General features: G+C 43.2%; 19 protein-coding genes. 2 read left to right on the top strand and 17 right to left on the bottom strand.

Translation table 11 applies throughout. The features are described from left to right. Nucleotides 1–3 precede the first annotated feature (3 nt). Genes GVN16_RS13050 through GVN16_RS13040 form a run of 3 tightly spaced genes read right to left on the bottom strand, consistent with a single transcriptional unit; the run spans nt 4 to nt 2,859 of the window. The gene (locus tag GVN16_RS13050) at nt 4–696 is read right to left on the bottom strand and encodes a LytTR family DNA-binding domain-containing protein (protein WP_166564333.1); all 693 of its coding nucleotides are present in this window, start codon (nt 694–696) and stop codon (nt 4–6) included. A gap of 4 nt (nt 697–700) precedes the next feature. Then, on the bottom strand, nt 701–1,276 hold the full coding sequence (locus GVN16_RS13045; RefSeq protein WP_166564332.1) for a hypothetical protein: 576 nt from the start codon (nt 1,274–1,276) through the stop codon (nt 701–703). Then, a complete protein-coding gene (locus GVN16_RS13040) occupies nt 1,273–2,859 on the bottom strand; it encodes a sensor histidine kinase (RefSeq protein WP_166564331.1) in 1,587 nt (528 codons plus the stop codon). Before GVN16_RS13040 ends, GVN16_RS13045 begins: the two co-directional genes overlap by 4 nt. Before the next feature lie 178 nt (nt 2,860–3,037). Here GVN16_RS13040 and GVN16_RS13035 point away from each other — a divergent pair, with 178 nt between their 5' ends. Continuing rightward, nucleotides 3,038–3,808 (top strand): ThuA domain-containing protein, encoded by a 771-nt coding sequence (locus GVN16_RS13035; RefSeq protein WP_229244146.1) that lies wholly within the window; start codon nt 3,038–3,040, stop codon nt 3,806–3,808. A gap of 36 nt (nt 3,809–3,844) precedes the next feature. On the opposite strand, the gene GVN16_RS13030 is transcribed toward GVN16_RS13035, so the two are convergent. Genes GVN16_RS13030 through GVN16_RS13010 form a run of 5 tightly spaced genes read right to left on the bottom strand, consistent with a single transcriptional unit; the run spans nt 3,845 to nt 6,676 of the window. Further along, a complete protein-coding gene (locus GVN16_RS13030) occupies nt 3,845–4,339 on the bottom strand; it encodes a hypothetical protein (RefSeq protein WP_166564330.1) in 495 nt (164 codons plus the stop codon). A gap of 45 nt (nt 4,340–4,384) precedes the next feature. Beyond that, nucleotides 4,385–4,774 carry a DoxX family protein gene (locus GVN16_RS13025; protein ID WP_205748851.1) on the bottom strand — a complete coding sequence of 130 codons (390 nt, stop codon included), beginning with the start codon at nt 4,772–4,774 and terminating at the stop codon, nt 4,385–4,387. A gap of 12 nt (nt 4,775–4,786) precedes the next feature. Next, nucleotides 4,787–5,296, bottom strand: a complete 510-nt coding sequence (locus GVN16_RS13020; protein WP_166564329.1) for a DinB family protein — start codon at nt 5,294–5,296, stop codon at nt 4,787–4,789. A gap of 31 nt (nt 5,297–5,327) precedes the next feature. Next, nucleotides 5,328–5,720, bottom strand: coding sequence for a hypothetical protein (locus GVN16_RS13015; RefSeq protein WP_166564328.1), 393 nt, complete (start codon nt 5,718–5,720; stop codon nt 5,328–5,330). Between the two features lie 59 nt (nt 5,721–5,779). Next, a complete protein-coding gene (locus tag GVN16_RS13010; protein WP_166564327.1) occupies nt 5,780–6,676 on the bottom strand; it encodes a hypothetical protein in 897 nt (298 codons plus the stop codon). 228 nt (nt 6,677–6,904) lie between these two features. On the opposite strand from GVN16_RS13010, the gene GVN16_RS13005 reads away from it, so the two are divergent. After that, a complete protein-coding gene (locus GVN16_RS13005) occupies nt 6,905–7,861 on the top strand; it encodes an NAD(P)-dependent alcohol dehydrogenase (RefSeq protein WP_166564326.1) in 957 nt (318 codons plus the stop codon). Between the two features lie 43 nt (nt 7,862–7,904). On the opposite strand, the gene GVN16_RS13000 is transcribed toward GVN16_RS13005, so the two are convergent. The 9 genes from GVN16_RS13000 to GVN16_RS12960 all read right to left on the bottom strand — a co-directional run bounded on the left by GVN16_RS13000 (nt 7,905) and on the right by GVN16_RS12960 (nt 15,164). After that, nucleotides 7,905–9,395 carry an agmatine deiminase family protein gene (locus GVN16_RS13000; protein ID WP_166564325.1) on the bottom strand — a complete coding sequence of 497 codons (1,491 nt, stop codon included), beginning with the start codon at nt 9,393–9,395 and terminating at the stop codon, nt 7,905–7,907. Nucleotides 9,396–9,523: 128 nt separating this feature from the next. Next, entirely contained in the window at nt 9,524–9,745 is a 222-nt protein-coding gene (locus GVN16_RS12995; RefSeq protein ID WP_166564324.1) for a DUF4287 domain-containing protein, read from the bottom strand. 53 nt (nt 9,746–9,798) lie between these two features. Beyond that, on the bottom strand, nt 9,799–10,293 hold the full coding sequence (locus tag GVN16_RS12990) for a hypothetical protein (RefSeq protein WP_166564323.1): 495 nt from the start codon (nt 10,291–10,293) through the stop codon (nt 9,799–9,801). Between the two features lie 92 nt (nt 10,294–10,385). Continuing rightward, nucleotides 10,386–10,937 carry a DNA-3-methyladenine glycosylase I gene (locus tag GVN16_RS12985; protein WP_166564322.1) on the bottom strand — a complete coding sequence of 184 codons (552 nt, stop codon included), beginning with the start codon at nt 10,935–10,937 and terminating at the stop codon, nt 10,386–10,388. Nucleotides 10,938–10,942: 5 nt separating this feature from the next. Further along, nucleotides 10,943–11,860 (bottom strand): AraC family transcriptional regulator, encoded by a 918-nt coding sequence (locus GVN16_RS12980; RefSeq protein ID WP_166564321.1) that lies wholly within the window; start codon nt 11,858–11,860, stop codon nt 10,943–10,945. An 85-nt stretch (nt 11,861–11,945) separates the two neighbouring features. Beyond that, the gene (locus tag GVN16_RS12975; RefSeq protein ID WP_166564320.1) at nt 11,946–12,689 is read right to left on the bottom strand and encodes an SDR family oxidoreductase; all 744 of its coding nucleotides are present in this window, start codon (nt 12,687–12,689) and stop codon (nt 11,946–11,948) included. 111 nt (nt 12,690–12,800) lie between these two features. Next, nucleotides 12,801–14,198 carry a S9 family peptidase gene (locus tag GVN16_RS12970; RefSeq protein WP_166564319.1) on the bottom strand — a complete coding sequence of 466 codons (1,398 nt, stop codon included), beginning with the start codon at nt 14,196–14,198 and terminating at the stop codon, nt 12,801–12,803. A gap of 34 nt (nt 14,199–14,232) precedes the next feature. Further along, nucleotides 14,233–14,829 (bottom strand): HAAS signaling domain-containing protein, encoded by a 597-nt coding sequence (locus GVN16_RS12965; RefSeq protein ID WP_166564318.1) that lies wholly within the window; start codon nt 14,827–14,829, stop codon nt 14,233–14,235. Continuing rightward, the gene (locus GVN16_RS12960) at nt 14,826–15,164 is read right to left on the bottom strand and encodes a PadR family transcriptional regulator (RefSeq protein WP_166564317.1); all 339 of its coding nucleotides are present in this window, start codon (nt 15,162–15,164) and stop codon (nt 14,826–14,828) included. The genes GVN16_RS12965 and GVN16_RS12960 overlap by 4 nt, the downstream gene beginning before the upstream one ends. Nucleotides 15,165–15,220: the final 56 nt, after the last annotated feature.

Genomic DNA, 15,220 nt, shown 5'->3' with positions numbered 1-15,220 from the left:
CATTCAGCTTAAAAGCTGTGATTTTATTTTCGACAGATTAGATTCAAAAGATACGCCGATGGGAATTTCGATACCCGAAACCCAAACCGAATGACGGCTGATCTTTTGAATCTTTTTTATAGGGACGATATAAGACCGGTGAATCCTGATAAACTCTTCCGACGACAGGTTTTCCATGGCTTCCGTAATGGTCTGGCGGCTCAGCAGTTTGCGGTTGGGGGCCACATACTCCAGGTAATTTCCCTCTGCTTTGATATACAGAATTTCATCAAAAAACACTTTCTCTTCCTCATACCCGGTTTTCAGAAACAGGAAATCCATTTTGTCTTTCACGGTCACCTGTTTCAGCTCCAGGGTTTTCTGACAGGCCTTTGTAAACCTGGCCAGGGAAAAGGGTTTCATCAGATAATCTATGGCATCGAGTTCAAATCCTGTGACAGCATATTCCGAATAAGCCGTTGTGAAAATTACCATCGGTTTGTTCTGGAGAATACCCAGGAACTCAATGCCGGAGATATCCGGCATACTGATGTCCAGAAAAAGAAGATCGACCTTATTTTCTTTCAGGTATTTCAAAGCTTCAAAAGCGTCTGTGAAAGTGGCTTTCAAAAGTAAAAAAGGCACTTTGGAAGCGTGCATTTCTACCACTTCCAAAGCCTTTGGTTCGTCATCTATGGCTATAGCTGTTAACTGCATCCTGTTATCTTGTCGCTAAAAGACTGTCCAATTGTTTATATAATGCTGTGGAATCCGAAGGCCTGACCGCATGCCGGTTGATGATTTTTCCTGATTCATCCACAATAAACTGCCAGGGATAATACGGCATCTCTCCCGATTTCCCGTTTACAGTTTGTTTGAAAACCTTCATACTCAATTCATTTTTAACCAGGTAATGATACCCTCCAGGATTGAGCCTGGCCAGCTTTCTCCGCCATAAAACACTGTTGCTGATGGTTTTCAAAGGGTAATTGCTTTCTGAACAAAGATAAACAAATGTGATGGGTTTATTTTCATACCGTTTCTGAAGCGAGGGCACAAAGTCCCGCATCTCTTCAAAACAGGCTCCGCAATTGACCGATGAGTGATCCACATACAAAAGCGATCCTTTGTGTTTTGACAGGATACTTCCCAGATCGGTGGCTTCCAGCTCTTCAGAAATCCTGATCTTCTGATTCAGCTGTATTTCAAAATATTTCTTCGCCAGAATAGAGCCGGTCAGCACCATCCCGCCAACCAGGAGTAATAAAACAACTAATTTTTGAGAGACTTTTTTCATGACAACAGGACGGTTAATGAGATAAAATAATCGTGTTCGCTTTGCTGGATATCGAGCGTATATCTGTCTGTATAAATCAACTCCAGCCTCTTTTTCACATTGATCAATCCCACGCCATTGTTATCTTTCTGCATCATGGGGTCTTCGCTGACATGGCGGTGCAGGCTGTTGTGTACCTTGAAATATATTCTTTTGTCGTCGTGGGTCAGCGTAATGTAAATCCATGAAGGGTTTCGGAGGCTGATGCCATGTTTAAAGGCATTTTCTATGAATGGATTGAGCAGCATGGGAGCAATCATAAAGTCGTGGCCTGGTTGCTGGATATTGACCCGGATTTCAATTTCGTGACTTTCATCGATCCTCATTTTCTGGATCTCAATGTAGTTTTCGAGATATTCTATTTCTTTTGTCAGAGGTATCCTGTCCTGGTGGTTTTCATTGAGCATAAACCGCATCATATCGCCCAGTTTCTGGATGCCATCCGCCGTTTGTGCGGCATTTTCTTTCAAAGAGACGGAATAAAGCGTATTGAGGGTATTAAACAGAAAGTGGGGATTGATCTGGGCCCTGAGGTTGCTCAGTTCGGCCGAGGTATTGAAAACGGCGGTTTTTAACGAGGTTTTTTCTTTGGTAAAAAACCTCCTGAATAAGGCTATCACCACCCCCATGAATGAAAACGCCACTGCCTGGATGAAAATATCCTTATAGCTTCGCATGCTGAACCTGAAACCTGTGTGGCCATTGCCGGCCCAGGTGGCCTGCTGCATGATTTCAAAAAAGAAACTACCCGCCAAAGCCAGGGCCCCTGCCATAAAAACCGGTGCCATCAGCTCCTCCGGCCTTTTCCGGCCGATAAAAGGCAGGATTTGTTTAAAATAGATTTGCTGAACAGCCGCAACACTGAGGCCGATGAGCGGGAAATAAAAGAAGCTGGCAAAAACGCCGTTCCAGAAAAGCTGGGGTACCTTTCCGAAAACCGCATAGCCCAGAATGGCCAGGATAATGGCGGCAGTCAGTGCCTTTTCAAGGAATCCGAATGACTTGCCTTCTTCTCTCATCTTCAGAATAAGATAATAATACGATCGGGCAAGCACCTCGTAAACGGCCAGGATCACAAACAAGGCGATGGTATCCGTAAAAACATAGAGGTGGCGGTAAAGGGAATAAACTTTAAAACCGATAATTTCCGCGTGTTCATCGTATCTGAACCTCCAGTGTAGTTTGTGTGCATCATAGGCATAAATACTCCCGATAACAGATACAACAAACAGGCCGAAAAGGATAAGTGTTTTCCGGTCAAACTTCTTTTCAGATATGGCCGGATAAACATAGTAGTGAAACAGGTACCAGCCTGAAAGAAAAAGAATACCTGAAAAGACGGTCGGGAAAATCGTGTCCCAGAAATGACTGTAGACTCCGATATCTTCCCAGATGGTACTTTCAGGCACTCCTGCCCTCCTGGCAATGAAAACGTCGAGGTCAAATTCCCCGGCATACCAGAACAATCTCTTGACGACATAAATAACGACTGCCCCGGCGATGATCCAGGCTTCATACTTTCTGATTTTTTCTAATGTGAGCATAGCTTTTTCATAATTTTCTCCAAAATTACCTCCTCCTCACATACCGAAGCGGGAAATGTGACGAATACCCTGAAAAATGGTGCGGATCATCCTTTCTTTCTCTCTTTTCATCTATTTTATTAGTTAATGACCATTATTTTTGACAATTTTATTTTTTCAAATATTCAACCTTAACATTATGAAAAATCAGACCTGGGGCATGGTCATGCTCATTTTTGTACTTTCTTTTATTACCTTCTCTGGCTACTCGCAGGGAGGGGCACAGTTCAGAGTCCTTTTGTTTTCAAAAACAGACGGCTTCCATCACGAATCGATCAATGAAGGTGTAACCGCCATCAAGAAACTGGCAGAAAGACACGTTTTCAGTGTCGACTGGCAGGAAAACGCCGCCGTTTTTAACGACAAAGGCCTGGAAAAATACCATGCGATCATTTTTCTGAACACGACGTCCAATGTCCTGAATGATGAGCAGCAAAAAGCCATGGAAAAGTTTATCCAATCCGGCAAAGGCTGGGTAGGGATTCACAGTGCTTCGGATACAGAATACGACTGGCCATGGTATGTCAAAATGGTGGGTATGATGTTTAAGATACACCCGGCACAACAAACGGCCTATCTGAAAGTGGAAGATAAAAACTTCCCGGGAATGGAGCGTTTCCCGCCTAAATTGCTCTGGACAGACGAATGGTACCAATTCGGCGAACGCAAGTCGGACGACCTTAAAATCCTTGTATCTCTTGATGAGAAATCATATAACCCAGTCGTGAAATGGGGAACCAACGAAGGCAAAGGTATGGGTTTTCACCCTATTTCGTGGTATCACCCGTTTGATGGCGGAAGAGCATTTTACACGGCCCTGGGCCACGTTCCGCTGGTATTTTCCGACCAGACTTTCCTTGATCACCTGTATGGCGGCATTTACTGGGCGGCTACAGGTAAAGGACTATAAATTATTGTCCCGTTCCTGTTTTGGCAGGGACGGGATTTAATCAAGTTTTCCCTGGGCAGAAAGGGCAGCAATCAATTCCGGATGATTACGCAGGTCGGCAACCGTCACGCCTTCTATCGTACCGGGATAACCCAACCTCAGGAATACCTTACCTTCAAAGGGCAATTCCATCGTAATGGAATGAAAACAGGATGAACTTGAATACCCCGGCTTAAAAAAACCATAGTAAATAACTCGGCCGTTGACACTTACGGCAAACGGTGCACCATCCTTCAAAGCCTTCACTTTGCCTGCGGCCGTATCCTTTATCCTGAACCGGTGCTCCCCAGGCGAATAACCAAGGATGTCTTCATTAGCTATCAGTGGGCTTGATTCAGTTTCTCCTTTTTCCACCTCACATTTACCACTGACCAGCTGCACGCTTTTCAATAAGTAAACCTCCACCATGTCTTTTGAAGACACCAGTTCTTTTTCTTTCTTACAGGAAAGAAAAGTTCCGGTCAAAACCAGGATGATTATTACTATTCTCATACAACGAATATACAAAAATTTATGAAGGTAGCCTGGACAGCTACTCTATTTAAACTTCAATCCGTCAGGAAACATGATCGTGATTAAGACAAAAATAAGCAGGAAATTAAACTCTACGCCATTTCGTCCCCCGCCCACCACAAACCAGCCTTCTGGATAATGCACCATGATGATGCCAACGACCAGTATAAAGATGTTAGCGATGCCGACAGGTTTCAGATATTTGTTCAGGATCAGGAAGGGGATGGATACAAGGTGCGTCAGCTTAACGGCCCAGGCAATGTACAAACCGAACGGGGCAAAGCCGACCTTGTTCAGGTACAGGTTACCGAAATCATTGACAGAGCCGTCAAGAATAGTAGGAATACAGTGCATCCCGAAAATAACCGCTACAGCGAGACGCACCAGGAGGGTGTTGCTGATTATGTTTTTCAATCTGATCAGGGTTTATAAGGTTTTCAAAAACTCATCTATCCTTTTCTTTTGCCTAAAATGATGGCGAAGGTGTATTTCTGCAAACTGCAGCCATTCTTCCGCATTAAAATAACCGAGTCCGGGGTGTTTTGACCTGCCTTTAAACGGACTTTCATCTACGAGGAGGGCGGCAGCATTCATGTTTATTTTCAAAACTTCCATATCTTTTACCAGCTGCTCTTTGCTAAGCGGCTGAGGGATAAAAGCATTGCCCGGGGCACCCACGATAGCCTCATCAGGAAAATCATTTTCAGCCAGGATTTTCATTCCGAATGATGTGGGTTTCTTCTCAGCATGCTCATGGTCTGCAACACAGATTTTAATCTGTTCTATAAAAAAACCGGTGTCATCAATCAGGTGTCTGTACATCTGCCCTGCAGACCAGCTGACAGCAGAAGGTTGGGAGCAAAGCTGCTCAAAAGTATATTCCTCCAACGCCCTGAGCCAGATGTCAAGGGTTTGATTAAATCTCGTAATCAGCATTTCTGAATTATGATTATCCTGAAGTCTTTTTTCATTCTAAGCGGTAATATTTTTGCGTTTGCCTGCTACCGAAAGTCATCGGGCGGTTTTTCAGAGAAGGCTCACAGTCAAATCTGAAAGAATGATCTTTCTCAAACTCTATGATCCCGTACAGCGTCCGGCCTTTTAAGGGGCCGGTCTTAAAGTCCGTCAGATCGAGATATTTTGGCTCTTTAAAAAAATCCGTTCTGTATGTGATATTAAAGGTATCTCTCTTCGTTTCAGAATAAAAGATCCAAAGGGCCTGCTTACCCGGATTAAATACCAATATCTGCCCGTTTTTGTTGTCCCAGGCTCCTATCAGGTTCTTCTCTGTTAATTTCTTTGTAGTAGTACATGAGATAAGTCTGCTTATCAAAAACAGGAGAATAAAAGATTGTTTCATGAGGTCTGGGCGTCAGGTTCTGAATTTGTGAAGGCTAATTTACAGAAATTATTGTTTGTTTACGATTTATCTGTGCTGCTGATATCGAATCCGGGGATCGTGAGAAATAACAGGAACACTGATATTCCTATCCCTACGGACTCCAAAGCCCAAAGCAACCTTTTGCCGTTCCTATTTTCATATCTGGTCTTTACCGGCTCTAAAATAATAAAACTTTCATCCGTTTTTTCTCTCGTCCTGGCTTCAACGGCTTTCAGGAAATTCTCTCTTTCTCTTGAATAAGGTTTTCTTTCAAAATACTCCTGTGTATAAAAATCATAAACATTCATCTTCCTGACGCACTCCTGATAGAACTTTTTACTTTCTTTTTCTATTTCTTCACCCCTGAACCTTTTGTATGTTTTACTTTGGAACTTTAAACCCAACCAGTACTTCTGTATCATATCGATCCCTCCCGCCCCGTGAGGTAAAACAGGGACGACAAAATACGCTTCTATTTTAATCTTTCCTCTTCTACCTGAAACAAAATCAAGGTATGACCCTCCGTAAGCCGGCACCACTGAAAATCTTTCTATTGTATAGAACCTGGCGTATTTAACCTTGTCGATTTCTTTGATGTCTGACAGCCTCTGAAGTGTACCTGCGGCAGTTGTGAGATAATCCTGCGTGGTGTAAACCATAGCTGCGAGAACTATCCAGGAAAGTATCACAGCTCCGAATATTCCATTGGCAGAATGTGGAAAAATCAGGACCCTGAACTTCGGTCTCAGCCAGATTAAAACCGGAATGACAGTAAAAAATATGGCTATTCTTGTCCAGTATTCTTCCTTGATGGCGATGACAGGGTATTTCAGACAAAAAAACCACCTGAACAGTAAAAGGCCTCCGACAGTACCCAAAGCGACCATCAGAAAAGTTGGAAGTATATGTTTTACTTTTTTAAAGTATGTATTCATAAACTGAATATTCATGAGACTTAGTACCTCTTAAATATATGCAAAATCTGTGATGCAAAGAAAATTAAACTATTAACAACCCCTGCCTCAAAAATTGAAACGTGTCTTTCGAGAACCATATCATAAGGCAAATGTGAACCTCAAGAAAGCCATTTTTCATTTCTTAACCAAAGTCAATGAGATTAAAAACCGGGGCACCTAATTTTGTCATATCAAACAAATAATGAAATGAAAGCTATCGCCTATACCCATTACGGTCCGCCCGAAGTATTGCATCTTAAGGAAATCGAAAAACCTGTACCCAAAGACCATGAAATCCTTATTAAAATAAGGGCAACCACGGTCAATTCCGCAGACTGGCGGCTGAGAAAAGCCGACCCCTTTGGTGTCAGGCTATTCTTTGGCCTCTTCAAACCTAAAAAGAACGTCCTTGGCGGTGTTTTTTCAGGAGAGGTTGAAAGCGTAGGTAAAAAGGTCAGGCTTTTTAAAACCGGAGACCAGGTTTTTGGCAGTACGGGGATGAGTTTCGGAGCTTATGCAGAATACAAATGCCTTCCCGAAAGTGCAACCATAGCCCTTAAACCCGGTAATATCACCCACACGGAAGCAGCCGTGATTCCTTTCGGCGGCACTACCGCCCTGCATTTTATTAAAAAAGCGAATATTAAACCCGGGCAGAAAGTCCTGATTTACGGTGCTTCCGGTGCGGTAGGCACCACAGCGGTTCAGCTGGCGAAATATTTCGGAGCGAGCGTTACGGGTGTTTGCAGCACTTCAAACCTCGCTATGGTAAAGTCTCTGGGTGCAGAGCACGTCATCGATTACATTAAAGAAGATTTTACATTAAATCATGAAAAGTATGATGTCATTTTTGATACGGTCGACAAAATTTCCTTTTCAAACAGTTTAAAATCGCTTTCAAGAAACGGCCTACTGATCCTGAGTGCCACCGGGATGTCATTTATGATCCGGGGTTTCTGGACTTCCTTAACCAGCTCAAGGAAAGTAATGACGGGGGTGATCAGTGAAAATGCGGAAGATATTGTTTTTCTGAAAGGGCTTGTTGAAACGGGGAAAATAAAACCGGTCATTGATAAGATTTATCCCATCGAAAAAATACCGGAGGCTCATGCCTATGTAGAAAAAGGACACAAAAAGGGGAATGTGGCGATAGAGGTGGCATAATGCCTAACACGGGAGCAAAAGCTTATCCTGCTATATTTGAATACTATTTAATAGAAAATGAGTAGAAACCGGAAGGTGCTGTTGCCGGCCGGTTTTCTGTTTTCCCGGAATGAGAAGCCGCTGAAATATAGTATTCCACTTTATTTCCCGGTTTACCAAAGGGAATCTCTGCTGAAAAATGCTGTGCATCATTCGCCTGATCCAATAAAATACCATGCCAGTTCTTTTCTCCCGCAAGCCTCCACATCAGTTTGCATTCATTTTTGACAAGGCCTTTGCCGCTATAATCGATAATGGTGGCGTATACTTTGCTTTTATCTTTTGAATCTATGACACGATCGACTCTCTTCATACTGATAAAAAGCATTTCGGGGTCCCAGACCGCCCTTGTTCTGCAATGCAAAGCGTCACCGTTGTCCCAGCCATAAGTCATGTAATGTTCCTTTACCTTCTGAGGCAGAAAAGGCTCTTTACCCAGGTCATAAGTGAATCCTTTGACGGTATAGCCGGGCATTACCTCCTGCCATCTTTTCAAAGCCAGGTGATCTTCCCTGATCTGAAACAAAGGCACATAGATGGTTTTATTGATAATGATTGAATTGGTATAAGCCGCCAGCCTGTTTTCCACATAGGTGTCGCTTTTTATTCTGAGTATCTCATAAGGCCGTCCATAAGCAGACTTCAACCCCGACAGTTCATTCTTTACAATATTCTCATATACCTGGTGTAGCTCATGGTCTTTCGGAGGTTCTATAACCAGGATTCGCTCTTCGTCGAGTAATTTCATAAAACAATCGATATGCTGAATGCCTCTTTTTTCAAAGTTAGAAAGGACATTGTACCGTTCAAATCCGAGCAGGTCTTTGTTCAGCTGCATGAATTTTTCTTTCGGAACACCATAAAACTTATTCTCATTCAGCAGAATACAGCTTGAAAAAGCGGTGCCCAGTCCATCCGTCAGCACATTTCCGCCTGTATTTACATAGGGCAAGTCCAACAAATCCATGTTTAGCCCTTTGGCCAGAAAAGCCGTGGCGTTGTCATCTGTTTCTGTTTTTATCGTCTTTTTGTCCGGGGTCTGATAGATAAAGGTCAGAGAATCATCACAGGCCATATCTGTAACCGGGGTGGAGAAAATATACTTACCATCAGCCAGTTTCATTTTCCCGTCCGAACTGAAGACAGCACTGGGGCCCCAGTCTCTTACCCACCAGGAGTCAATGCCCTGCGGAGCTATAACAAAAGTATTGCTTTCTGGATTTATACCCCATTTTGTGTACCATTCCCCTGCCTCTTTTTTTGAAGCTTCGTTTTCTACCAGTGTGTACAAATGATTGTCCCTTGCAAGCTCAACGACCAGTTTGTAAGGAACACTCAGCGGCCAGGCCACCATGGTTCCCAGGGCGGGTTCCCATTCAGCGGCCACACGGTTGGTATTTCCCTGGGTGTAAAAATTAACTTCTGAAGACTCTTTATGATCCCTGGAGCAGGAAAACACAATAAAAACAGACAGGAGAACAACGAATTTATTCATAACTAATTATTTGTTATTTTCTTCTTATTCAATCTTCATTTTGAAAATGTCTTCAATCTACCCCTGTTTGGGAAAGGGTATAGAAAATGTAGCAATAGGGAAGGAATAGAAATAAAACTCAATTCTTCCTACTTCTTCTTATCCGTCACCCAGCCCTCGTTCTTGAAAACAGCCCAGATCGCCATGGAGTGGCCATGTCCCAAGTCGTAGTTTTCTTTGAGCCATTTGATCAGGTCTGCGGCTTTAAACTCAGGGGTCAGCAAACCGGCTTTTTCCAGCTGATCTTTAAATTCTACAGGAGTCCTGCCGGTTTTGGTTTTGATATTATCAATATAAGCCTGAAACGACATCGTATTTGATTATTTACTTTAAGATTTTATGCTCTTTCTCCATTGTTCCTGATTCAATTCTCCCTCTTTAACACCACCTGCCCGTCATTGTGTTTGTCCACAATGACAGCCAGGACTGGTTTTGTGAGATAGGTTTGTTTGTCGCCAATGATCAGCTTATAACTCAAAACTACTTCTTTTCGCTCATTCTTAGTCAAACTCAGCGGCTCAATAGTGACCGAAAAATCGGTTTCCGGTAGTGTAACCGCTATGACATACTGTTTTCCAAAATCAATTTCCGTCGGTTTTCCATCCTTACCCATCGTAGTGGCAGCTCCAAAAATGGCTTCAAACGCTTCCTGTGTCTCTATTTTAGGATTGTCAATGGTACTCACCGTATTTTTTACAAAATACCGTTCTGCTTTTCTGAAAGGTATATCGCCTGTTGTTACCGCGTTAGTTGCTCCGTCAGCGTTTTGCGTTTCCGCTGACTCCTTTTTCTTACCGCTTTGGCAGGAAGTAAGAATTAATCCCGAAAAAAGGGTGAGGATCAAAATTTGTCTGGTCATATGATAATCTGATGATGAATTTTAAAATCATACCAAAGATAAAAGAGATAATTCTTATTCAAAATTATCTGTTGCTCAACAGGCTGAAAGCCTTACTTCGCCCCTGCCCACATCGGCCCGGTCTTTAAAATTTCATGGTAAACCTGGCAATCGGCAACGTGTGCTCCCGGCAGATAACCGATGCTCATCAGGAACTCATTCACAATTTCTCCACCGGTAAACTTAAAGGTCTTCTTAAACAGCTTTACCCATTCTTCCTTTGTTTTCGGGTGATGACTCTCCAGCCATTTTTCAAACGATCCGTGTGTTTTTTGCAGCTGCAGAATGGTTTTGGCATTTTCTATGGCTGCATTCACTTTAAGGCGGTTCCTGATGATACCCGGATCAGCCAGAAGCCTTTCCCTGTCGGCTTCGGTATAAGCCGCCACCACTTCGATATTGAAATTATCGTAGGCTTTTCTGAAAGTTTCTTCTTTTTTCAGGATGGTCTCCCAGCTGAGACCCGCCTGGTTTATTTCCAGCACGAGGCGGCAAAACAACTCATTGTCGTCATGGATCGGGAAGCCGTAAAGTTTATCGTGATAGGCTTTGTGCAATGCTTTCCTGTCTTCCGACATGTATTCAATTACGCTGCAATAGGACATGTTGATTAATTTAGAGATTGTTTAAATTCGACCGGGGTCTGGTTGGTTTTCCGCTTAAATATTTTGCTGAACGACTGCGGGTGTTCAAACCCTAACTGGTAGGCGATCTCAGCTACTGATAAATTGCTGCCTGATAAGATGATCTTTGCCTTTTCTATCATTTTCTGATGAATGTGCTGCTGGGCATTGAGTCCTGTGAGATTTCTCAGCAAATCACTCAGATACCCGGGTGAAACATGCATCGCATCAGCAAGATACTGAACCGTAGGCAAGCCTTTCTCCATCCCGTTCCGGGCATTGAAATAATCTTCCAGCAGGGTTTCCATCTGCGTCAGTATATCATGATTGACCGCACTGCGGGTTATAAACTGCCGGTTATAAAAACGGTTACTGTAGTTCAGAAGCAGCTCTATCTGACTGATGATCACGTCCTGGCTAAACTTGTCAAGCCGCTGCTGCAGTTCATCGCCGATGTTCTTAAATACCCCCAGGAGTGTCTCTTTTTCTTTTTCAGAAAGTTGCAGGGCCTCATTGGCAGCATAGGAAAAGAACCCGTAGTTCTTAATGTTCGCGGCTAAAGCATAGCCACGAAAAAAATCAGGATGAATGAGCAGGGTAAAACCTTCACACTCCCCGTTGCTTTCGTCTTCTGCGATCAGTTGATTGGGAGAAATGAATGACAAACCTCCTTCATTAAAATCATAATGATGTTGCCCGTACCTGATTTTTCCGCTCAGATGCTTTTTATAGGAAATCTTATAAAAATCCATCAGCATGCCTTTGGCTATATCTGAAATATCGCCTGAGATATCTTTATAATCATTCAGAGCTATCAGCGGATGAGCAGGGGGCGGCATCCCCAGGGCCTTGTTCATCTCAGCGATAGAGTGAAAAATATACGGTTGATGATTGTTCTTTTTCATTCATTAAGTAAAATACAAATTCATGTCACATAGTTCATCCTGATCAAAACAAAATTTCCCTGCAGCACCCGGCCGCAGGGAAAACTTACGAAGGCTGTGCTGTAGGCCTGATGATGATCTCGTTCACATCTACCTCCACCGGCTGACTGATCACATAGGCGACCGCCCGGGCAATGCTCTCCGCCGGGATGGCCAGTTGTTTGATGGCCCCTATCATGGGCTTGATCATTTCGTCTGTAATGGCATCCGTCAGCTCACTTTCGGTCATACCCGGAGAAATAATCGTTGTACGAATGTTATAAGGTTTTACTTCCTGGCGAAGGCCCTCGCTGATGGCCCTTACTGCAAATTTCGTAGCCGAATATACAGAACTGGAAGGCGAAACCTGGTGCCCGGCCACAGAAGAGACATTGATAACATGCCCGCCCTTCTGCGTTTTGAAATGAGGCAAAACAGCCCCGATACCATACAACACCCCTTTAATGTTGATGTCGATCATGTTCTCCCACTCTTCATAATGAAGGTTTTCGAGCATAGAAACGGGCATGATGCCTGCATTATTGAACAGCACATCTATCTTACCGAATTCAGCGATGGTGCCTGCAACGAGAGCGTCCACATCCTCACGTTTGCTTACATCTGTCACAAAAGCTTTGGCTTTCCCGCCCGCCTTTTCAATTTCTTCAACCAGTTGGGTTAGTTTTTCCTTGCGTCTTGCGGCTAAACTTACACTGGCTCCCAATGAAGCCAGGTGCCTGGCGGTGGCTAATCCTATGCCACTGCTGGCTCCTGTAATGATGACTACTTTTCCTGTGATGTTATGATCCATTTTTGTTTTGTTTTTACAATGCAAAGATGGAGTGCTCACAATATTTCACCGGTAGCCAAAACGGGGATTGTTGAAGCCAAAATGAAACTGTCAGATAAATTCTGTTTAAAATTATTTGGTTTTGCTAAGTATCCATTGTGTTACCTCCTCCAGAGCCACAGGAGCAAAAGTCTGCTCAATAGCCGCATATTCTGACGGTGATCCTGTTTTCGCCTCCTGGAACAGGTGATTCAGATTGGGAAACTCTTTGATGGTCACATTCTTATTCTTACCTTTTTTGAGGGCATTTTCAATAGCCGTCAAGTTCTCTTTGGGCGGTACCTGCAGGTCTTTTTCGCCATTGACAGCCAGCACTGAGCATTTTACTTTTTCTAAGGCTATTGCCGGATCGTATTTAATGAAGTATACCATCCAGGGGCTTGTCAGCTGATTTATTTGTGAACTGATAAATTGCTCCTCGGTCATCCCTTTTGGCAACTCCGCTGTTTTATCTTTGGACAGAACATCCTTAATATACCGGGTCAGGTCTGTGGTTAAAGAGGGTATATCTTTTGATTTCAGTACCATGTCAAATGCTATACTGCCCGATTCAAGTGATTTTTTGATTTCTGCTTCTGAAACACCGTTGGCCCTTGCAATCAGTTCCTGCTGTATAAGCAATAATTTATCGCCACGGATGCCTGTTCCTGCCAGCAACACAATAAAATTGACGTCTTTAGACCTTGAAGCCACCATCGGTGCGATGATTCCTCCCTCACTGTGGCCTATCAGCCCGATCTTTTTCGGATCTATCTCCTTCCTGGTTTTCAGATAAGCTACCGCACTTTCCACATCAGTGGCAAAATCCGCAGAAGTGGCCGTTTTAAATTCACCTTTTGACTGACCCACACCCCTGTCGTCGAATCGCAACACTGCAATGCCGTGACGGGTCAGGTAATCGGCTATGATCAGGAATGGTTTGTGCCCCAATAGCTCTTCGTCCCTGTTTTGCGGGCCGCTTCCTGAAATCAGGACTGCCACCGGGAAATTGCTCCCTTTTTCAGGCAATGAAAGTGTTCCGGCCAGGCTTATGCTGGCCTGTGGATTTTGAATAACTACGTCTTCGGTGACATACGGATAAGGTTTGACGGGTTCCTGTGGTCGTTTAAGAGCTTCTTTCTCGATAGCTTTTCTCGACAGGTTTAATGGAAATTCCATACCCCCTTGCTTAAATGTGCCCTGAACCTCATTTTCCTTTAATTCTCCGCCATAGGTTATTCCGGCATTGGCAATTTCAATCTTCAGCTTTGAATTTTCAAATGTGGTGGCTGTTACCGGAATTCCTTTGGCCCCCTGATCCGGGCTGTCCATCGTTGAACTATATCCTTTTTCAGATTTCGAAATATTGAATACCAGCCGTAATTGCGTACCCTGGAATTTCAGAACACCGTTCCACTGACCGGTGATGTCTTGTGCACGACCAATGAATGAACTTAGAAACAGGAATAATACAAAAGGTAATGTTCTCATAATTGTTTTTTTAATGTTTTTGAATAACCGGATTTTAGTTTCTACTTCTTTTTAGTGTTTGTTTTAATTTTAAAAGGAATGTCAGGATAAAATATACAACTACTGTCAGCAACATGGTAACGGGAACAAACCAATTGCCCAGAACCTCAAATTGATGATAGTCCGCACTGCTTACACCATATATAAACACATGGCCCGGGTTATAAAAAAGGCCAACGTGATCAGGATAAATGAATTTTGCTCCGATGAGGATCACGAAACCCAGCAAAAGCACATATAAAATTAAAAAGATAAAGTAAGAAATCCCATTCGTAACGTTGTATACCAACGCTTTGATGACATGCACGGGGTTAAAAGTCCGTGTAGCCTGCTCCATCTTTTTATCGGCCACCAGGGGTTGAAGAATCTCCTCCGGCCTGCCGAGTTTTTCCAGCACATTCAATAAACTTTCGATTTCATTACCCCCTCCGTGTTGCTGAAGGTCTTCATAAATATGGCTGTTGAGCTCCATCAGAATCTCATTCTGATCTTTTTCAGGCAGGGCTTTGGTTACCTTCTGAATCCGGCTGATATAATCCCTGTATATTCGTTCCGACGACTTTTCTTTAAATGCTATGGCTTTGAATTTCATTTTGACAGGTTTGATATTGAATTATTGAGATTTACCCAGTAGTCAGACATTATTTTAAGTGTCTTTTTTCCTTCCTCCGTTATGTGATAATACTTCCGCGGTATTCCGGATGTCTGCTCTACCCATTTCGAGTCGATCAATCCGTCGGTTTTCAGACGGTTCATGAGCGGGTACAGGGTCCCCTCAGCTATTTCTATGGCGGTTGCCTTCTTTATTTCAGTGATCAGGTCATAGCCGTAAAACTCTTTACCGTCTTTCAGAATATTCAAAACGATAAAAGTCAGGGTCCCTTTTTTAACCTGCGAAATCCATTTATTTACAAATTCTTCATTCATAGTGCAAATGTATAACAAAATACATAGTATTACAATGTATATGTCAAAAAAATATA

The sequence above is a fragment of the Emticicia sp. CRIBPO genome (assembly GCF_009905725.1).
In the GTDB taxonomy this organism is placed as follows: Bacteria; Bacteroidota; Bacteroidia; order Cytophagales; family Spirosomataceae; genus Leadbetterella.
This window is presented reverse-complemented; position numbering and strand designations above follow the sequence as displayed.